Origin of the sequence: Leucobacter sp. cx-42 (assembly GCF_014529985.1) — a bacterium.
Classification (GTDB): domain Bacteria; phylum Actinomycetota; class Actinomycetes; order Actinomycetales; family Microbacteriaceae; genus Leucobacter.
In genome coordinates, this window is sequence record NZ_JACVMU010000001.1 from 141,194 (window position 1) to 160,090 (window position 18,897).

15 protein-coding genes and 1 tRNA gene are annotated in these 18,897 nt (G+C 62.5%); 4 read left to right on the plus strand and 12 right to left on the minus strand.

Going from position 1 to position 18,897, the window contains the following annotated elements; translation table 11 throughout:
• Positions 1 to 68: 68 nt before the first annotated feature.
• The 8 genes from mfd to ICM05_RS00640 form a co-directional block, all read right to left on the minus strand.
• The gene (mfd, locus tag ICM05_RS00605; RefSeq protein ID WP_188022625.1) at positions 69 to 3,704 is read right to left on the minus strand and encodes a transcription-repair coupling factor; all 3,636 of its coding nucleotides are present in this window, start codon (positions 3,702 to 3,704) and stop codon (positions 69 to 71) included.
• Positions 3,701 to 4,330: an aminoacyl-tRNA hydrolase gene (pth, locus tag ICM05_RS00610; protein ID WP_188022626.1), complete on the minus strand. Its 630-nt coding sequence runs from the start codon at positions 4,328 to 4,330 to the stop codon at positions 3,701 to 3,703. The genes mfd and pth overlap by 4 nt, the downstream gene beginning before the upstream one ends.
• A gap of 100 nt (positions 4,331 to 4,430) precedes the next feature.
• A complete protein-coding gene (locus tag ICM05_RS00615) occupies positions 4,431 to 5,003 on the minus strand; it encodes a 50S ribosomal protein L25/general stress protein Ctc (RefSeq protein ID WP_188022627.1) in 573 nt (190 codons plus the stop codon).
• A 158-nt stretch (positions 5,004 to 5,161) separates the two neighbouring features.
• Positions 5,162 to 5,956 (minus strand): SDR family NAD(P)-dependent oxidoreductase, encoded by a 795-nt coding sequence (locus tag ICM05_RS00620; RefSeq protein WP_188022628.1) that lies wholly within the window; start codon positions 5,954 to 5,956, stop codon positions 5,162 to 5,164.
• 91 nt (positions 5,957 to 6,047) lie between these two features.
• Positions 6,048 to 6,503, minus strand: coding sequence for a MarR family winged helix-turn-helix transcriptional regulator (locus tag ICM05_RS00625; RefSeq protein WP_188022629.1), 456 nt, complete (start codon positions 6,501 to 6,503; stop codon positions 6,048 to 6,050).
• A 226-nt stretch (positions 6,504 to 6,729) separates the two neighbouring features.
• Positions 6,730 to 7,707: a ribose-phosphate diphosphokinase gene (locus ICM05_RS00630; RefSeq protein ID WP_188022630.1), complete on the minus strand. Its 978-nt coding sequence runs from the start codon at positions 7,705 to 7,707 to the stop codon at positions 6,730 to 6,732.
• Between the two features lie 5 nt (positions 7,708 to 7,712).
• Entirely contained in the window at positions 7,713 to 9,155 is a 1,443-nt protein-coding gene (glmU, locus tag ICM05_RS00635; RefSeq protein ID WP_188022631.1) for a bifunctional UDP-N-acetylglucosamine diphosphorylase/glucosamine-1-phosphate N-acetyltransferase GlmU, read from the minus strand.
• Positions 9,156 to 9,256: 101 nt separating this feature from the next.
• Positions 9,257 to 9,328: transfer RNA gene (locus ICM05_RS00640), tRNA-Gln, on the minus strand.
• A 77-nt stretch (positions 9,329 to 9,405) separates the two neighbouring features.
• Between ICM05_RS00640 and ICM05_RS00645 the strand changes: the two genes are divergently transcribed.
• Positions 9,406 to 9,942 carry a MarR family winged helix-turn-helix transcriptional regulator gene (locus ICM05_RS00645; RefSeq protein WP_188022632.1) on the plus strand — a complete coding sequence of 179 codons (537 nt, stop codon included), beginning with the start codon at positions 9,406 to 9,408 and terminating at the stop codon, positions 9,940 to 9,942.
• A 108-nt stretch (positions 9,943 to 10,050) separates the two neighbouring features.
• Here ICM05_RS00645 and ICM05_RS00650 read toward each other — a convergent pair whose 3' ends face one another.
• Both ICM05_RS00650 and ICM05_RS00655 read right to left on the minus strand, forming a co-directional pair.
• The gene (locus ICM05_RS00650; protein WP_188022633.1) at positions 10,051 to 11,718 is read right to left on the minus strand and encodes an amidase; all 1,668 of its coding nucleotides are present in this window, start codon (positions 11,716 to 11,718) and stop codon (positions 10,051 to 10,053) included.
• 92 nt (positions 11,719 to 11,810) lie between these two features.
• On the minus strand, positions 11,811 to 12,752 hold the full coding sequence (locus ICM05_RS00655) for a LysR family transcriptional regulator (RefSeq protein WP_223160264.1): 942 nt from the start codon (positions 12,750 to 12,752) through the stop codon (positions 11,811 to 11,813).
• Between the two features lie 90 nt (positions 12,753 to 12,842).
• Between ICM05_RS00655 and ICM05_RS00660 the strand changes: the two genes are divergently transcribed.
• From ICM05_RS00660 to ICM05_RS00670, 3 genes are all read left to right on the plus strand, one after another.
• Complete coding sequence (locus ICM05_RS00660; RefSeq protein WP_188022635.1) at positions 12,843 to 14,357, plus strand: aminotransferase class I/II-fold pyridoxal phosphate-dependent enzyme; 1,515 nt, start codon at positions 12,843 to 12,845, stop codon at positions 14,355 to 14,357.
• A gap of 78 nt (positions 14,358 to 14,435) precedes the next feature.
• Positions 14,436 to 15,908, plus strand: a complete 1,473-nt coding sequence (locus tag ICM05_RS00665; RefSeq protein WP_188022636.1) for an amino acid permease — start codon at positions 14,436 to 14,438, stop codon at positions 15,906 to 15,908.
• Positions 15,909 to 16,181: 273 nt separating this feature from the next.
• Positions 16,182 to 16,496 carry a hypothetical protein gene (locus tag ICM05_RS00670; protein ID WP_188022637.1) on the plus strand — a complete coding sequence of 105 codons (315 nt, stop codon included), beginning with the start codon at positions 16,182 to 16,184 and terminating at the stop codon, positions 16,494 to 16,496.
• A gap of 253 nt (positions 16,497 to 16,749) precedes the next feature.
• Here ICM05_RS00670 and ICM05_RS00675 read toward each other — a convergent pair whose 3' ends face one another.
• Both ICM05_RS00675 and ICM05_RS00680 read right to left on the minus strand, forming a co-directional pair.
• On the minus strand, positions 16,750 to 18,603 hold the full coding sequence (locus ICM05_RS00675) for an ABC-F family ATP-binding cassette domain-containing protein (RefSeq protein WP_188022638.1): 1,854 nt from the start codon (positions 18,601 to 18,603) through the stop codon (positions 16,750 to 16,752).
• A gap of 86 nt (positions 18,604 to 18,689) precedes the next feature.
• Positions 18,690 to 18,872 (minus strand): hypothetical protein, encoded by a 183-nt coding sequence (locus tag ICM05_RS00680; RefSeq protein WP_188022639.1) that lies wholly within the window; start codon positions 18,870 to 18,872, stop codon positions 18,690 to 18,692.
• Positions 18,873 to 18,897 lie beyond the last annotated feature (25 nt).

Consider the following 18,897-nt stretch of genomic DNA (forward strand, 5'->3'; position numbering starts at 1 on the left):
CAGGAGGCCCGGGACTGATTCACGTCAGTCCCGGGCCTCCTGCGTTCCCGGCGTGCGGCGCTCGCGCCTTACTTGGCGGGCGCGTCGGCAGGGGGCGGATCCGCCTCAAGCAGCGTCGCAAAGACGCGACCCGTCCACGCAGCGATGTCGTGCTCGTCGCCAAACTTGCGCTGGCCGACACCCGCAAGCGGGCTCCGCGCAGACGCGGTTGCCCCGGGCAGCGGGATCTGGAGCAGCTTGGTCGATTCGGTGTACTTGCCATCGGGGTACATGCGACGCATGCGCATCTGGCGCGAGCCGGGCAGCTCGACGGGCTCGATGCGCAGGGTCGTACCGGCGGCAATGACCTTCGAGAGACCGAGTCGTGCGGCCCGGCGCCGCAGACTCGAGACCGCAGCGAGGCGCTCGACCTCAACCGGCGGCTTGCCGTACCGGTCGATGAGCTCGTCCATGACGACGCTCACGTGTTCCTCTGGAGCCTGCGGATGCGATGCCGCAGAGAACTTCTGGTACGCCTCAAGGCGCAAGCGCTCGCTCTCGATATAGTCCTCGGGAATGTGCGCGTCGACAGGCAACTCGAGCACGAGCTCGGTCGGCCCGGTGACGTCTTCTCCCTTGAACGTGTTCACGGCCTCGCCGATCATACGCAGGTAGAGGTCGAAGCCAACACCGGCGATGTGACCCGACTGTTCGCCGCCGAGCAAGTTACCGGCACCGCGCAGCTCGAGGTCCTTGAGCGCGACCTGCATACCCGAGCCGAGCTCGTTGTTCGTCGCGAGCGTTTCGAGTCGCTCGTGCGCGTGCTCGGTAAGCGGCTTGTCGGGATCGAACAGGAAGTAGGCATAGGCACGCTCGCGGCTACGGCCAACGCGGCCGCGCAACTGGTGCAGCTGACTCAGGCCGTACTTGTCTGCCTGATCGATGATGATCGTGTTCGCGTTGGCGATATCGAGGCCGGTCTCGACGATGGTCGTCGAAACCAGGACGTCAAACTTGCGCTCCCAGAAGTCCTGCACGACCTGCTCCAGCTGGTGCTCGGACAGCTTGCCGTGCGCGATCGCGACGCGCGCCTCCGGCACGAGCTCCTGGATCTTCGCTGCCGTGCGGCCAATCGATGAGACGCGATTGTGTACGAAAAATACTTGGCCCTCGCGCAGCAGCTCGCGGCGAATCGCAGCGGTAATCTGCTTGTCGCTCCGGGGGCCAACGAACGTGAGGATCGGATGGCGGTCCTCCGGCGGAGTCGCGAGCGTCGACATTTCACGGATACCGGTCACCGCCATCTCCAGCGTTCGCGGAATCGGCGTCGCACTCATCGCGAGAATATCGACATTCGTCTTCAGCTTCTTCATCGCGTCTTTGTGCTCGACACCGAAGCGCTGTTCCTCATCAATGATGAGCAAACCAAGGTCCTTGTAGATGACCTTGTCCGAGAGCAGACGATGCGTACCAACCACGACGTCGACCGTGCCGGCGGCGAGCCCCTCAAGGGTTTCCTTCGCCTCAGCATCGGTCTGGAAACGGCTGAGCGCACGCAACTGCACGGGGAAACCGGCGAAGCGGTCCTGGAACGTCTCGAAGTGCTGATTCGCAAGCAGCGTCGTGGGGACGAGCATTGCGACCTGCTTACCGTCCTGCACTGCCTTAAATGCGGCGCGGATCGCGACCTCAGTCTTACCAAACCCAACGTCACCCGCGAGGAGACGATCCATGGGGATTGACCGCTCCATGTCGCGCTTCACCTCGTCGATGGTGGTGAGCTGGTCGAGGGTCTCCGCGTAGGGGAATGCTTCTTCCAGCTCGCGCTGCCACGGAGTGTCAGGCGAGAACGCGAAGCCGGGGGCTGCCATGCGCGCGGAGTAGAGCTTCACGAGTTCAACCGCGATATCGCGGACAGCCTTGCGTGCCTTCTTCTTTGCGTTCGACCAGTCGCTGCCGCCCATCTTCGAGAGCGCGGGTGCCTCACCACCGACGTAGCGCGAGAGCTGATCGAGCTGATCGGTCGGGACGTACAGCTTGTCCTTCGGCATGCCACGCTTCGACGACGCGTATTCGAGCACCAGGTACTCGCGCAGTGCCTTCGTTGCATCGCGGCCAACGCCGCTCGGCACCATGCGCTGCGTCAGTTCGACGAACTGGCCGATGCCGTGCGTCTCGTGCACGACAAAGTCGCCAGCGACGAGCTTCAGTGGGTCCACGACGTTCTTCGCACGGCGACGCGGCAGCTTCTGGCTGTTCACCGCGGCGGTGGCGGCGGCACGGCCGAAGAATTCTGCCTCGGTTGCGAACAGCAGCTTCGCTTCGGGGCTTTCAAAGCCCTGCCACGCGGTGCCGGTCACGAGGTGGACTACGCCAGCCTCGAGCACCTCTGGCAAGGTCTCGACGATCCGCGCCGCCGCACCGGCCTCGCTCAACAGGTCACGTGCGCGCTCGACCAGACCAATGCCCTGCGCGGCAACAACCGCGCCCCAGCCTTCGCTCAGGCGTTCGCTCAAACGCTGCATCATGGCAGCGGTCGGCTCGACGCCAGGAGCCGGGCGCGGAATCAGCGCGCCGTGCACAGCAATCGCAGCATCACTCTCGACGGCACCGCCGAGGTCTTCTGCCTCGTCTTGCATGAAGGTCGAGATCGTCCACCAGGGGCGACCGATTGATGCAGCACGGAGCTGCTGCATGGTGAGTAGACCAGAGTTATCAGTGTCGACCGGGGCTTCGCCGCCCGCCGTTGCAGCGTGCCACGCTGCCTCAAGGAACTCGCGGTTCGTCTCAGCAAGACTCACGGCGCGCAACGCGACGCGCTCCGGCGCCGCGACCACCACTGCGCCGCCTGATGGCAGCAGCTCTGTCAGCGGAATAAGTCCGGGAACGAGGTTCGGGAGCAGGCTCTCCATGCCCTCAACCGCAATGCCCTGCGCCATCTTCTCGAGCAGTGTCGAGAGGGCAGGGAACTTCGGCAGCAGCTCAGCTGCGCGCACGCGCACCTCATCGGTGAGCAGGAGCTCACGTGCCGGCCACAGATCAATGCCGGGCAGCGGATCGCCTGCACTACGCTGATCCGAAACTGCGAAGCGGTGAATCTGATCAACCTCATCGCCGAAGAAATCAACGCGGACCGCGTGCTCAGCCGTCGGCGGGAAGACGTCAAGGATGCCGCCGCGCACGGCGAACTCACCTCGACGGGTGACCATGTCGACGCGCGTGTACGCGTACTGCACGAGTTCTGCAGCGATGATGTCCAGACCGACGGAATCCTGGCCAGCGCGAAGCTCGATCGGCAGTGCGTTACTCAGGTGGGGCGAGATCGGCTGCAGCGCCGCGCGCACTGAAGCGACGAGAATGACTGGCTGATCCGCGCCCGCTGACTGCAGAACGCGCAAGGCCTCCGAACGCTTGCCAACCGTCTCAGCCGACGGGCTCAGTCGCTCGTGCGGGAGGGTTTCCCATGCGGGGAACTCGGCAGTGATCGCCTCGGGAACGAGCGATGCCAGTGCGCTCCGCAGCGAGTCGGCCTCGCGGCTCGTCGCGGCAAGTACCAGCAGGGCTCCGGTGTCGCCAGCAGCGCGGCGCTTACGCAGGAGTCCGGCGAGCAACGGCGCCCGCAATCCCTCCAGCGCAGAAAACTCGGCGTCGGTCGAGTGCTCCGCAAGCGCGCGCACAAACGAAGGCGATACTTCGAGGAAGCGTTCAATCCCTGCGAGACTCACTTCGCTCCCCCGGTTGCGCCGTGGTACCGCTGCTGTGCAGCAAGCAGGCCGTCGGTAATGACGCGCTCGGTGGCGTCTGCCGCGTCTTCAATGAGCACCGCAAGCGAGGACTTCTCAGACGAGCCGAAGGGCTTAAGGACGAAGTCGGCGACGTCCTGCTGTCCCGGCGGGCGACCGATGCCAATACGCACGCGAGTGAACTCGGGAGTACCGAGCGCCTTCGCGATGTCGCGCAGGCCATTGTGGCCACCGTGACCGCCACCGGTCTTGAGCTTGATGGTATCGAAGGGAATGTCGAGCTCATCGTGCAGCACGATCAGTCGATCTGGCGCAATGTCGAAGTACTTCGCGAGCGCCGAAACCGGGCCGCCAGAAGTGTTCATGTACCCGTTCGACTTCGCAAGAATGAGCTTCGGCCCGCCCGGCACGAGTCGCCCCTCTGCCACGCGAGAATTGGTTTTGTGTGGAGAGAATTTTGCGCCCATACGGTTCGCGAGCACATCGAGGGCCATCTGCCCCACGTTGTGTCGCGTTGCCTCGTACTTCGCGCCCGGATTACCGAGCCCTACGACCAGCCAGTTGTCTGTCGCCACGTCTGCAGTCACTTTCCGGCGTCTCCACCACATATTGCGTCGTCTCTATCGAGTCTGTTCAGATACGAGAAGAACCCGTTGAGTGGGCTTGCGCCCACTCAACGGGTTCACTCACACACCGAGGTGTGTGAAATTACTCTGCAGCCTCTTCGTCAGCTGCTGCGCCACCGCGGGGAGCGGAGACGTGAGCAACGAGCTGGTCTGCGGGGTCGAGGAGGGTTGCGCCCTTGGGGAGCTCAACATCGCCTGCGAGAACCTGTGCGCCACCCTCGAGGCCCTCAACGCTGACCTGAACTGCGTCAGGGATAGCGGTTGCGGGAACGCTCAGGCGGATGGTGTTGAGGTCCTGGAGAGCGCTGTTGCCCGAGAAGGGCTCGCCAACCATGTGGAGGGGAACCTCTACGTCGACGGTCTCGCCCTTCTTGACGATGAGGAGGTCAACGTGCTCGATGATCTGCGTAACTGCGTCCTTCTGGACGTCCTTTACGAGAACGAGAGTCGACTTGCCGTTCACGTCGAGCTCGATGATCGAGTTCGCCTGGCGGATGATGAGGCTCAGCGGGTGGGTCTCAACCGAAGCGTGAACGGGATCGGTGCCGTGGCCGTAAACGACAACGGGGGTACGCTTTGCAGCACGGAGCTGACGAGCAGCACCCTTACCGAACTTCTCGCGGAGCTCTGCAACAAGCTTGTTCGTCTCAGTCATGGGACTTCCTTCCTTTTGGGCGCAACGCCCAGTGTCTCTGACGGTAACCCGCCGGTGGTGTACACGCAGCAGGCCCAGAAGGGTCCGTGACCGCGTCGATAACGGGCGCGAACGCCCCTCGCCGAAGTACAGCAACCAATCTTACACGACTTTGAAACTTAGTCGTTCCACGACCAGATGTCATCACCGCGGAGCGATGCATCAGCGCCACCATCGCAGTAGATCACCTGGCCAGCCATGTGCGTGTTCTCAACGTTGGTGAGCCACACGAGAACGTCAACGATCGACTGCGCAGGCTGGTGGTAATTCAGGGGCATCGGAACGTTTGCGTCAACCATCGCGCGACCCTCGGGCGTCGCGAGAAGCTTCTCGGTCATCGGGGTGATCACGGTGCCGGGAGCAACCGCGTTCAGCGCGATGCCATTGCCAGCCCAGGTCGGGGTGATCGACTCACGGCGTACCCAACGAGCGAGTGCTCGCTTCGAAGAAGGGTAGGTGGTGTAGCCAGCCTCGGGACCCTGTGCGACATAAGTCTCAGCAATCTCAAGCGCCTGTGCCTCGTCACCGGCAAGCTGGGCCTCGACAAGCTCAGCCGAGTTTGCCTGGAGCGACGCCATCGACGAGACAACAGCTGCGCGGGGAGCGTCTGACTTCTTGAGTGCGGGAACGAGGTGTTCGAGCAGCTCAGTCACGCCGAAGTAGTTGATCGAAACGGTCTTTGCGATGGGAGCCGAGATGCCGGCACACGCAATGACACCGTCGATGGCGCCATCTGCGAGCTCCATTGCACGGGTAGCTGCATCCTTGCGGCCTGCTGCGGTTGAGAGATCAGCCTCTACCTCAACATCACGGAGGTCGATACCAATCACGCGGTCACCGCGATCGCGAAGAGTCTTTGCAGTAGCCGCACCGATACCCGAAGCCGAACCGGTCACAACATATGTACGAGCCATGATTTTCTCCTTAGTAAATAACGCTTGCTTGTGGCGAACGTTCTTCCTTGCCCCCGGCCGGGGCCGCCAGGCAGCCACGTGGCTCCCTGGGTTATTCGCGCAACCTCTGCACGAGGTTGCTTGCAGCCGCAGTGACCCGTGTGATCTCTGCGGAAGTCATATCTTCGGTCGCACGCGCGACGTGTTCGACACCAGCTTCAACCAATGCGGCATACATTGCCGCGCCAGCTTCAGTCAGTGAAACGACGATTGAGCGGCCATCCTGAGATGAGCGGGTGCGCGCCACGAGGCCCGCCGATTCGAGCCGCGCGAGCAGCTTGCTCGTGGTAGGTCGCGTGAGACCGAGGTACGTTGCGCACTCAGCAGGGCGCAACTCTCCCCCAGCGAGACCCATTGAGTACAGCGCCCGCACATCATTCGCTGAAACGTCAAAACCCAGCTCGCGCGCATATGCAAGCTGGGTGTTATCTGATGTCCACTGTCGCACGAGAGCAACAACAGCTTCGAGAAGTTCTCGAACTGATTGGTCGCGCGATTCGGTTTCCATAGTCATAAGATTACTCCGATAGTTGCCAAAAGCAACTATTATTTTCACTCGGGAATGTCTCGATACCGAAACACTTTCGCCCGATAGATGTTTTGACATCAAAAAACTATGCTGCGCAACGGATCCGCGCACGCACCGCTTCCGACGCCACGATAATTTCGCCCCAGAAAATGACACAGACCCGGCACACCATGTGGTGTGCCGGGTCTGTGCCATTCAGGAAACCTTACGCAGCGCCCTCGAACATCGACGTCACTGAGCCATCCTCGAAGACCTCGTGAATCGCCTTAGCGAGCAACGGAGCAATGGGAAGCACGGTGAGCTTCTCGAAGCGCTTCTCTTCGGGAACCGGGAGGGTGTCGGTGACAACAACCTGGTCGATGAAGTCCTGCGAGAGGTACTCAGTAGCCTTGCCCGAGAAGATTGCGTGCGTGCAAGCGATGGTGACGCCACGAGCGCCATTCGCCTTCAGCGCGCCAGCAGCCTTGGCAATCGTCCCACCGGTGTCGATCATGTCGTCAACAACCACGCACCACTTGTCCTTCACATCGCCAACGATGTCGTGGACGGTGACCTGGTTCGGAACGAGCGGATCACGGCGCTTGTGGATGATCGCGAGCGGCGCATCGAGCTTGTCGCTCCACACGTCAGCAACACGAACACGACCCATATCGGGCGAAACAACGCACAGGTCATCGCGGTCGATGGTCTTCTTGAAGTGCTCGAGCAGCACGGGCATTGCAAAGAGGTGATCGACAGGACCGTCGAAGAAGCCCTGGATCTGCGAAGCGTGAAGATCGACCGACATGATGCGGTCCGCGCCTGCAGCCTTGAAGAGGTCAGCAACGAGACGTGCCGAAATCGGCTCGCGGCCACGGCCCTTCTTGTCCTGGCGCGAGTACGGGTAGAACGGTGCCACCACGGTGATGCGCTTTGCCGAAGCACGCTTCAGGGCATCAACCATAATGAGCTGCTCCATCAGCCACTCATTGATGGGGTTCGTGTGGGACTGAATCACAAACGCGTCAGCGCCGCGGACACTCTCATCGAAACGTGCGTACAGCTCGCCATTGGCGAAGGTACGTGCGTCAGTGGGAACAAGCTCGGCTCCCAGCTCTGCGGCAACCTGCTCCGCGAGCTCGGGGTATGCCCGTCCCGTAATCAAGACGAGCTTCTTCTGACCCGCCATCTCGATTTTGCTCATGTGAGTTACTCTACGCTGCCCTTCGCATGTTCTGCTCGCTCCGCCGCTTCTGCGGAAGCGGTACCTGACCTATTTTCGGCTACCCAACCAACGATGTTTCGCTGAGGGGAGACACTCATCGCGAGAGAGCCAGCAGGCACTCCCTTACGTACTACTGTACCGGCCGCCGTATACACGCCGTCCTCGACCGTCACCGGTGCAATAAGCACGTTCTTAGAGCCGATACGCACTGCGTCACCGATGACCGTGCGATGCTTGTTGACTCCGTCATAGTTTGCGACGATCGTGCCGGCACCAACATTGCTGCCGGTACCGATCTCGGTATCGCCGATGTAGCTCAGGTGCGGCACCTTGCTGCCATCACCAATCTGCGAGTTCTTCACTTCTACGAACGCGCCGATCTTTCCCTTCGACCCAAGCTCAGTGCCGGGGCGAATAAAGCTGAAGGGGCCAACCTCTGCGCCAGCGCCGATCACAGCGAGCGTTGCCTCGCTGCGGCGAATCTTTGCCCCCTCGCCAACCTCGCAATCGACGAGCGTGGTGTCGGGGCCAATCTGCGCACCAGTGGCGATGGTTGTTGCGCCCTGCAAGTGGGTGTTCGGACGCACAACGACGTCAGGCGCGATAGACACGTCTGCATCGATCCAGGTGGTCGTCGGATCCTGAATGGTGACGCCCGCGCGCTGGTGGGCCTCAACAGTGCGAGCGTTGAGCTCGCGACCAACGGCCGACAGCTGCACACGATCATTCACACCGGCGATCAGCCAGTGATCGTGCGTGGAAACCGCATCAACACGACCGCCACCAGCAAGGATGCGGCTCGCCGCGTCGGTGAGGTACTTCTCAGCCTGCGCGTTGTTCGTGTCGATCTGCGCGAGGGCTGCCTCAAGTGAACGACGCGCAAACACGTAGATGCCACCGTTGATCTCGGTGATCTTGCGCTGCGCGTCGGTTGCGTCCTTCTCTTCAACGATGCCGGTCATTGCGCCGGTCTCGTCGCGGAGAATACGGCCAAGGCCGGTCGGGTTCGCGAAGATCGCCGAGAGGATCGTCATCTCGCGGCCCTCTGCACGGTGGCCAGCGACGAGCGACTCGAGCGTTGCCACGTCGATCAGGGGCACATCGCCCGAAAGCACAACAACGGTGCCGTCGAATGCTGCGGGAAGTGCCGCGAGCGCCTGTTCAACGGCGCGGCCGGTGCCGGGAATCTCGTCCTGGTCAACGATCACCGTTGCATCTGCGTGCTCCAGAATCGCTCCCGCGACGCGCTCACGTTCGTGGCGCACGACAGCGATGACCTGCTCTGGCGCAAGGCCAGCCGCGGTGTCGAGCACGTGCGCGATCAGTGAGCGACCGCCAATCGGGTGCAGCACCTTCGGAAGCGTCGACTTCATGCGGGTGCCCTGACCCGCTGCAAGAATAATGACCGCGAGCGAGTGCTCTGCCATACTGATTGGTCCTTCCCTAACCGGAATGCCGTTCAACGTGTTTTGCAGCCGCTTAGCACCCACCGGACACCAAACTGCACCCACCAGTTTACCCCTGGTTGCTCCGCCTCCAGGATTCGAACCTGAACCTCACAGCTCCAAAGGCTGTCGTGCTGCCATTACACTAAGGCGGACCGTGCGAAATGCACGCGTTACAGTCTGCCAGAAAACGCACATGCGCGTGGGACGTGTTGGGACGATAATAGAGATCATGCACGCACAGGACGAAGTTTCAGGGATCATCTCCGCCTGGACGGACGCTCGCCCAGATCTCGATTTCGGTCCACTTGCGGTGTTTTCTCGCCTTTCTCGCGTCGCGAAGCACCTTGATCGTGCTCGCGCGCAGGCATTCGAGCGCTCAGGCCTGAGCTCGTGGGAGTTCGACGTACTCTCGGTGTTGCGGCGCAGCGGCGCGCCGTTCCGCCAAAGTCCGAAGCTGCTCGTTCGCGCGACCATGGTGTCAAGCGGCACCATGACCAACCGAATTGACCGGATGGCAGAGCGCGGGCTCGTTCGCCGCCTCACCGATCCCAACGACGGCCGTGGTGTTCTCGTTGAGATGACGGTCGACGGACTCACGCTCGTGGACGCGGCGATGACCCGTCTCACCAATGCTGAGGAACAAATGCTTGGCGGCGTGTCACGCGGTGAGCGCGAGCGGCTCGCTGCGCTGCTCCGCAAGCTTGGCCAGAGCATTGACCGCTATGAGCCGATCACTGAACCCATCAAAATTGTTGAGGGCGTCTGATCCCTCGGTAGTGACGCGCACTGGCTCTCATTTCCAGGCGCGAAAACGGGGGCTGATCGTGGTGTTCCACGTTCAGCCCCCGTTTCTATCCACTGAGGTTGCCCGGTATTACAGGGCAGGGGTTGCTGCAGGTGCCTGACGGAGCGATCCCGATCCGCCAGCCTCAAATGCGGCCGCGTATGCGAGCAGTTCGGGGTCCGAATATGCGCGACCAGCAAAGGTCAGGCCGACAGGCACACCGATGTCAGACATGACACCCATCGCGACGGTCACGGTCGGCACACCGAGGTGGCGAATCGCATAGTTGCCGTTCGAGAAGAAGACACCGTTTGACCACGCGTGATCTGCAGCTTCGACGTCGCGCTCGGCATTCTCACGACCAGCATCAGCGTTCGCAGGGAACACGACGCCGTCGAAGTTGTTCTCGGTGAGCCAGGTCTCGAAGAGATCTTCGCGCAGCTGCACCAGCGCGCGGAGGCCGTCGGCGAAGTCATCGCGGGTGCGCGGATCAGGGATGCCAGCACGTGCGTACGCGACGGTCGCGCGGTACCGGTTTTCGTAGTCCTCGACCTCCTCGTAGCGGTCAGGCAGCGTGCCGGGAGGCTGCGGGAAGATCGTGTCAGGATCGACCGCACCGAGGTTCGGGATCGTAGGATCGCCGTTTGCACGGAGGAAATCATCCCAGCCAAACGCGAGGAAGTCGGTGAACTCGGTGTCCATCCATCCCTCGGGCAGCACGCCGAGCTCGCCAACATTTTCCTGGCCCGGACGGTTGCCCTCATAGCGCTCGATGAGCGGGAAATCAGTCTCGACAACGGTCGCCCCGAGCTCCTCGAAGCGCGCACGGGCGTTCTCCCAGAGCGCGATGACTGAGGGACGAACCTCGATCGGGAAGTTCGGATCCTTACCAAGGTACATCTTCGGGATCGCGAAGCGCTTGCCGGCGAGCGACGCGTCTGCGGCGAGCGCAAGGTAGCTCTCAGGGCGGTGCTCGCTCGGCTTCGGCAGCGCAACTGCCGACTGGTTGCGCCAGAAGTCGCCGCGGGTGTTTTCGTCGTCCTGCACGAGGACGTCGAGGAGGCGAAGCATGTCTGGCATCGAGCGAGTGTGCGGCACAACGACGTCGCGTGCGGGGAACAGCGGCCAGTTGCCGCGGATCGACAGCACGCCCCACGACGGCGTGTACGCGCAGAGGCCGGTGTTCGATGCGGGGCTACGACCCGACGAAACGGTCTCTTCACCCATTCCGAAGACGCCCATGCTCGTTGCAGTGGCGACACCGGAGCCGTTCGACGACCCTGACGCGTATGCCGCTGCGAGGTAGTCACGGTTGTACGGGTTCTCTGCGCGTCCGTAGACGCCGCGCTGCATGCCGCCGTCTGCCATGGGCGGCATGTTGGTCTTGCCGATGAGCACTGCCCCTGCTTCGAGGAGCTTCTCAACCGAGAATGCGTTCCACTGCGCGGTGAGGTGCTCGAACGCAGGTGAACCTGACGCGACGGTCAGGCCCTTCACCATGTATGAATCCTTGACGGTGAAGGGAACACCTTCAAGCGCGCGGGCAGTACCGGCCGCCCAGCGACGGTCAGATTCCTCTGCCTGAGCAATGGCTTCAGGGTTCATGACGACGACCGCATGGAGGCCGTCTGCGCCGGTGTCGTACGCCTCAATCCGCGATAACGATGCGCGAACGAGCTCCACACTGGTGGTGGTTCCTGCACTGAGCGCACCCAGCACATCTTCGATCGACGCTTCGACAATCTCGAACTTGGTCATTTCGCCTCCTACTCGACGGTGAGATTGGAACAAGTGTTCCACAATTGGGAAACTGTGGCGAATCGCGTTCATTTTCGCGTGTTCGGATCCGCTCACAGGTGCGGCTGAGGACCGCGGGACGGGTGCGAATCTTGGTGCGCGGATCGCGCTGCCGCGATCCGCTGCATGATTTCCCCGAGCCACTGGGCAGCGGCTGGGGCTCCTTCGCTTCGTGTCACGAACGATACACGGCGATCGCCGAGCGGCTGCACGGTGGCACGCAGATCGACGTCGAAGTCGAGGTCGACCGCAGCCCTCGTCGTGAGCGCGAGGCCGAGCCCAGATTCAACAAGACCGTGGATCATGTACGCATCATCGGTGCGAACGAGCGCGCGCACCTCCCGACCGATGCCGCCGAACACGCGCTTGAGCACGCGGTCGGATGCCTCGTCGCCAGCGCGGCTCGCCATCCAACCGACATCGGTCAGCTCGGTGAGGTCGAGCATGCCACGCTTTGCCCACTCGCTCCCCTCGCCCACGAGCACGCGGTACGGCTCGGACAGGAGTGGCACCGAGCTCAGGTCGGGACTCTCGAAGGCAGGCTCATCTGAGGTGTCGTAGATGATGCCAGCGTGTAGGTCACCCGCGCGCAGCAGACGGACAATTTCGGTCGGCTCACCCTCGGTGATCTCGATCCGCACCGAGGTTCGGCGCTGCAGTTCGGCCATCGCCGGCGGCAGCAGGCGAGAGCCAATCGAGGCGAACGTGCCAACGCGCAGGGTGACGACGCCGGCGTCGCGGCGATCCGCCACTGCGCGCTCGGCCGCATCGAGGCGGTCAAGCACGGAAGCAATTTCCGTTGCGAAGAACTCGCCAATGGGCGTGAGTGTCGTGCCACCCCTGGTGCGCTCCACCAGCGGCGCCTGGAGATGGGCCTCGAGCGTGCGGAGATGGTGGGCAACCGTGGGCACGCCGTAGTGCAGCGCCTCTGCCGCGCGGGTCAGGCTGCCGGTGTCGCGCACCGCAAGCAGCACGCGAAACTGCTGAAGATTCATCACACATCCATCGTATGACATACGGAGTATTACACAGGCCTCGGGGTGTCTGATATTCCGTACGTTGAACATTGGTGAGAATCTGCTTGCATGGCAATGCAAGACTCAGACACCCCCGGTGACCGATCGGCGTTCCTTGAACGCCACTCGGTTACCCCCTACGCAGACGCGCTGCGCTCGCTCGCGCAGCAGGACTGGCAGCGTATTCACGTACCTGGCCACCAGGCGAAGGCAGAAAATGCCCCCGGCGTCGCTTCGCTCGTTGGCGAACACGCCCTCACGCTGGATTTCCCGATGCTCTTCAGCAGCATCGATCAGGAGACCTGGCGCCTCACGACCCCCGGTCGCGTCACCCCGATCATGGAAGCACAGGATCTCGCAGCTGAGGCCTGGGGCGCATCGCGCACCTGGTTCATCACGACTGGCGCTTCCGGCGGCAACCACATCGCAACGAGCGTCGCGCGCGGCCTCGGCACCGACATCGTGGTACAGCGCAGCATGCACTCCAGCGTGATTGACGGCATCGCACGCGTGGGCATCACCCCACACTTCGTGCACGGCTTCGTTGATACCGGCCTCGGTTCGAACCACGGCGTGACCGCCGAGCAGGTCGACACCGCACTGACCGAGAACCCGCAGGCGTCGTCAGTATTCATCGTGTCACCGAGCTACTTCGGCGCAGTATCTGACGTCGCGGCGATCTCTGAGGTTGCGCACAAGCACGGTGTCCCGCTCATCGTCGACGAGTCCTGGGGCTCCCACTTCGGCCTACACCCGGAGCTGCCGGTCAACGCCGCACGCCTCGGCGCCGACCTCGTCGTTTCGAGCACGCACAAAGCCGCCGGCTCACTCACGCAGTCGGCAATGCTGCAGCTCGGCCACGGCCCGTTCGCTGAAAAGCTCGAGTCACTCACCGATCGCGTGGTGCGTTCGCACCAGTCGACGAGCACGAGCGCACTGCTGCTCGCCTCGATCGATGAGGCACGCCGCCACATCGTCATGAATCAGGAGCGCGTCGGCCTCGCGGTCGCATCGGCGAACGAGATTCGCGCGCGGATCAAGAACGATCGCCGCTACCGCGACGCCACGGCAGACATCCTGGCAAGCCCCGGCACGATCGCGATTGACCCATTGAAGGTCGCGATCGATACCCGCGGCGCTGGCATTCGTGGCGATGACGCACACTCACTCTTGCTCAGCGATCACCGTATCTACTGCGAGCTTTCCACTCCGTCAGCACTGCTGCTGCTCATCGGCGCAACGTCGCCGCTCGATGTTGATCGGTTCTGGAACTCGCTGCAGGCACTCCCCGAAGCAGAGATCGAACCAGAGCGCCCCTTCACCCTGCCGCCCAGCTGCGAGCGCGCGATGGGGCTTGGCGAGGCATTCTTTGGTAGCGTAGAGACCGTTTCCTATCAGGACGCGGTTGGTCGAGTTTCGGCTGACCCGCTCGCGGCGTATCCCCCCGGAGTACCGAATGTGCTCCCGGGTGAAATCCTCAGTCAGGCTGCCGTGGACTTCCTGCGCGCCACCGCTGCCGCAGCCTCCGGTTATGTCCGGGGAGCAAACGACCCTGCACTCGATACATTCCGCGTCGTCGTGTGATTGAGCTGGGGTTGCCTGCGTTGGCTGCGGCAACCCCAGACTCCTTATATTTTTTTCTGACTTACACAAAGGAGTGTCATGAATACCTCACACTCGACCACCCAACCAACAGAGATGCAGCGCGGGCTGAAGAACCGGCACCTGCAGCTCATCGCAATCGGCGGCGCCATTGGCACCGGCCTGTTCCTCGGCTCTGGCAAGCTCATCAGCGTCAGCGGCCCGTCGATCATCTTCGTCTACATGGTGATCGGTTTCTTCGTCTTCTTCATCATGCGCGCTCTGGGCGAGCTACTGCTGTCGAACCTGCACTACCACACGTTTGGTGACATCGCGAAGGATCTACTCGGCCCGTGGGCTGGCTTCTTCGTCTCATGGAACTACTGGTTCTCGTGGGTCATCGCCTGTGTCGCAGACATCATCGCCATCACTGCCTACGTGCAGTGGTTCAACGAATCGATCCCCGCATGGCTGCCCGCACTCATTGCCGCCGGCGTGCTCTTGCTGCTCAACCTGCAGCCAGTGAAGTTCTTCGGCGAGACCGAGTTCTGGTTCGCGATCATCAAGATTGTCGCGATTCTTGCCCTCATCGCTGTCGGCATCGTGCTCATCGTCATGGGCTTCCAGTCCCCATCAGGCAACACCGCGTCGGTCACCAACCTGTGGACCCACGGCGGCATGTTCCCGATGGGTGCGAGCGGCTTCGTGCTCGGCTTCCAGATGGGTATCTTCTCCTTCATCGGCGTTGAGCTCGTCGGCACCGCGGCTGCTGAGACTGAGAACCCCCGCAAGAACCTACCCAAGGCGATCAACTCGATCGTTATGCGCATCATGCTCTTCTACGTACTCGCACTCGGTGTCATCATGAGCATCACCCCGTGGGATCAGATTGACCCTGAGAAGAGCCCCTTCGTTTCGACGCTGTCGCTCGCAGGCTTTGGCATGGCTGCCTTCGCAATCCAGCTTGTCGTGCTCACCTCTGCGGCATCGAGCGCGAACTCCGGTTTGTACTCCGGTACTCGCATGCTGTTCGGCCTCTCGAAGGACGGTCACGCCCCACGCGGATTTGCCTGGGTCAACAATCGCGGTGTCCCGTCGAAGGCCGTGTTCTTCACGTCGGTGTTCCTCTTCTCTGCTGTGCCGCTGCTCTTCGCCGGCGAGAACGTCGTTCAGGCATTCACCTTCGTGTCATCGATGTGCGCAACCCTCGTGCTCTTCACCTGGGGTTCGATTGTTGTGAGCTACATCGTGTACCGCCGGAAGTTCCCCGAACGTCATGCCGCTTCGAAGTTCAAGATGCCGTTCGGCCTGGTCACCCCGTGGCTCGTGCTCGCGTTCTTCGTCTTCATCGCTGGCACGTTGCTCTACGGCGCAGATACCCGCGCACCGTTCCTTGCAACGCCGTTCTGGTTCCTCCTGCTCACCATCCTGTGGCAGCTGCGCAAGCGCAAGCTCATCAAGGAGAACCGTCCGCTAACCGCTGCGATCCCGACCCAGGTTCATCCGCTCGACGCGGCTGAAGCTGACGACGAGGACGCGGACGCAAGCCGCTAATCCCGCTTCGCTTCACCACTGCCCCCGGCGCCTCGCATGAGGCCCGGGGGTTTTGCGTTGGGGCGGATCCGCCCACACCTTTGCAGCCGCCGTTCGCCTGACCATCGCGTTGCGGGAATATCCGTGAGGGGCATGTGACCTTCTCCGAACGAATACGTCTGTGAGGTAACTGAGATTCACATCATCCAACGCGACCCAAGAAAGCGTCAACGTCTCGAGAAGGCGGTGTTGTTTCTCGGTGTTGCCTCACCCACGCAGGGTTACACTCGGAGGGTGAAGATTCAGGTTCTCTCCATCGACGACTGCCCGAGCGCAGAGGCAGCACTTGCCCACACGAGAAGGGCGCTCGAGGCCATCGGCCTGAATAATGTCGTCGTGGCTGACGTGACCATCCGCACACCCGAAGATGCTGCAGCGCACAGCTTCGCTGGCTCACCCACCATCATCGTCGATGGCGACGATCTCTTCGAGTCAGGCGGGCGCACCGACCAACTCGCCTGCCGGGTCTACCCAACCGAAGCTGGCCTCAAGGGGGCGCCTACCGCTGAGCAGATCGCCGCTGCACTCGAGGCACGGCTCCAGGCGTAGCGCTCCCCCATTCCGCATGCTGTGACCGACTTCGGCGCTCACAGCATCTCAAAACAGGCCATCGACAAGAAGCCGCATGGGCCGGCCACAGGGCTGCCTGCCCTATCTCACAGGGCTAGATACATTGCTGGCTGCACAGACAAGTCAACCCCGCGAGATGACCACTTTCTCTCGAAAACAGGGGTTTCTGCGGGCAGAAACTATCCTTCTCGGGAGAAACTATCGATCTCGCGGGGTTGACCCGCAAAGAGGACTAGCCGAGCTGCTCGCTCAGCTCGAGCCAGCGCATTTCGAGCTCCTCAACCTCAGCCTCAACCGCAGTAATCTTTGCCATCTCAGCGTTCAGCAATGAGTAGTTCGCCTGATCGAGGGTCGCGAGGCCATCGCGGGCCTTCACGATGTCCTTCTGCAGGCGCTCCATCTTGCGCTCGATTGCGCTGAGCTCCTTCTCAGCGGCGCGACGCTCCGCACCAGAGAGTGCGGGCTCAGCCGAGGCCGAAGCAGCGGAAGCCGCCGATCCGCCACCCGTCGTCGTCGACGTCGCAACCCCAGCACCAGCCTCAGCGCGAGCGTCCTCAGCCGCGCGCAACTCAAGGTACTGCTCGACGCCACCGGGTAGGTGACGCAACGTCTGGTCGAAGATCGCGTACTGCTGATCGGTCACGCGCTCGAGGAAGTACCGGTCGTGCGAAACGACGAGCAGGGTGCCCGGCCACGAGTCGAGGAGGTCCTCCATCGCGGCAAGCATGTCGGTGTCGAGGTCGTTCGTCGGCTCATCGAGGATGAGCACGTTCGGCTGCTCAAGCAGAATGATGAGCAGCTGCAGACGGCGCTTCTGGCCACCCGACAGATCTTTGACGGGGGTCGAGAGCTGGGCGTTGGTGAAGCCCATGCGCTCAAGCAGCTGGCCGGGCGAAAGCTCCTGAGCCTTCGATCCGCTGCCGACGGTGAAGTTCGAGCGCAGGCGCCCGATGACTTCACGGACGGGTTCGTTCTGGTGATCCGCCAACTCATCAAGGCGCTGCGTGAGCGTCGCGACCTGCACGGTCTTGCCGCGCTTCACCGTGCCTTCGGTCGGCTCGACCGTGCCCGAAATCAGACCGAGCAGGGTCGACTTACCAGCGCCGTTCACGCCGAGAATGCCGGTACGCTCACCGGGAGCGAGTCGCCACTCGATGTCCTTCAGAATGACGCGCTCGTCGCCCGTCATCACGTCGTCGTAGGAGACGCCAGCGTCGAGGAGGTTCACGACCTCCTTGCCGAGGCGGTTCACCGCCATCGACTGCAGCGACACCTTGTCACGGATCTCGGGAACGTCAGCGATGAGTTCGTTCGCCGCGTCAATGCGGAACTTCGGCTTCGCAGTACGCGCGGGGGCGCCGCGGCGGAGCCACGCGAGCTCCTTGCGGGCGAGGTTTTGGCGCTTCTGCTCGACGACCGCGGCCTGACGATCACGCTCGACGCGCTGCAGAATGTACGCCGCGTAGCCGCCTTCGAAGGGCTCGACGAGACGGTCGTGCACCTCCCAGGTCGTGGTGCAGACCTCATCGAGGAACCAGCGGTCGTGGGTCACGACGAGGAGCGCACCCTGGCCGCGGGGCCAGCGACGCTTGAGGTGATCCGCCAACCAGGCAATGCCCTCGACGTCGAGGTGGTTCGTCGGCTCATCAAGGAACAGCATCTCGTGATCGCCAACGAGCAGGCGAGCAAGCGCGACGCGGCGGCTCTGGCCACCCGACAGCGAGGAGATGGGAGCTTCCCAGGGCAGGTCCGACACCAGGCCAGCAATGACCTCGCGGGCGCGCGGATCGCCTGCCCACTCGTACTCCGGACGGTCACCGACGATCGCATGACCGACCGTCTCATCGGCCGGGAACTGGTCAGCCTGGTCGAGCACGCCGATTGTCGTGCCGCCACGCATTGTCACCTGGCCCGAGTCAGGCTTGCGGCGGCCAGCGAGCATCATGAGCAGCGATGACTTACCGTCACCATTGCGACCGACGATGCCGATGCGGTCCCCCTCAGCGACGCCAAGCGTCACCGAGTCAAAAATAACCTTGGTCGGTACTTCGAGGTGTAGGGCCTCGGCCCCCAAAAGATGTGCCATAGCTCCTCCAGTTTAGGCCGGTCGCGGCAATGAAAATGCCGCACGAGCCAGGATCGGCTCGTGCGGCACGTTCAGTGCGTCAATTGTTAGCTGCAGCAGGATCCGCCGCAGCATGAGCCGGCGCTCTCGACATCGGTGCCGAGCAGGTTGAGAATCTCGCGGGTCTCAGCGTCAGCGAAGCCTGCCGCGCCGAAGTTTGCTGCCTCGGTGGACTCTTCCGCAGCGGTTTCCGTAGCGGATGCCGCGATGAAGTTCTTGGTGTCACTCATTGGTGCCTCCTGTATTGAACGTGTT

Excerpts from the sequence above, each read along its gene's own strand:
- ICM05_RS00650 (WP_188022633.1), bottom strand. The coding sequence starts at position 11,718 with ATGACCAAGTTCGAGATTGTCGAAGCGTCGATCGAAGATGTGCTGGGT.
- ICM05_RS00655 (WP_223160264.1), bottom strand. The coding sequence starts at position 12,752 with ATGAATCTTCAGCAGTTTCGCGTGCTGCTTGCGGTGCGCGACACCGGC.
- ICM05_RS00660 (WP_188022635.1), top strand. The coding sequence starts at position 12,843 with ATGGCAATGCAAGACTCAGACACCCCCGGTGACCGATCGGCGTTCCTT.
- ICM05_RS00665 (WP_188022636.1), top strand. The coding sequence starts at position 14,436 with ATGAATACCTCACACTCGACCACCCAACCAACAGAGATGCAGCGCGGG.
- pth (WP_188022626.1), bottom strand. The coding sequence starts at position 4,330 with ATGTGGTGGAGACGCCGGAAAGTGACTGCAGACGTGGCGACAGACAAC.
- ICM05_RS00675 (WP_188022638.1), bottom strand. The coding sequence starts at position 18,603 with ATGGCACATCTTTTGGGGGCCGAGGCCCTACACCTCGAAGTACCGACC.
- ICM05_RS00630 (WP_188022630.1), bottom strand. The coding sequence starts at position 7,707 with ATGAGCAAAATCGAGATGGCGGGTCAGAAGAAGCTCGTCTTGATTACG.
- ICM05_RS00625 (WP_188022629.1), bottom strand. The coding sequence starts at position 6,503 with ATGGAAACCGAATCGCGCGACCAATCAGTTCGAGAACTTCTCGAAGCT.
- glmU (WP_188022631.1), bottom strand. The coding sequence starts at position 9,155 with ATGGCAGAGCACTCGCTCGCGGTCATTATTCTTGCAGCGGGTCAGGGC.
- ICM05_RS00615 (WP_188022627.1), bottom strand. The coding sequence starts at position 5,003 with ATGACTGAGACGAACAAGCTTGTTGCAGAGCTCCGCGAGAAGTTCGGT.
- ICM05_RS00680 (WP_188022639.1), bottom strand. The coding sequence starts at position 18,872 with ATGAGTGACACCAAGAACTTCATCGCGGCATCCGCTACGGAAACCGCT.
- ICM05_RS00645 (WP_188022632.1), top strand. The coding sequence starts at position 9,406 with ATGCACGCACAGGACGAAGTTTCAGGGATCATCTCCGCCTGGACGGAC.
- ICM05_RS00620 (WP_188022628.1), bottom strand. The coding sequence starts at position 5,956 with ATGGCTCGTACATATGTTGTGACCGGTTCGGCTTCGGGTATCGGTGCG.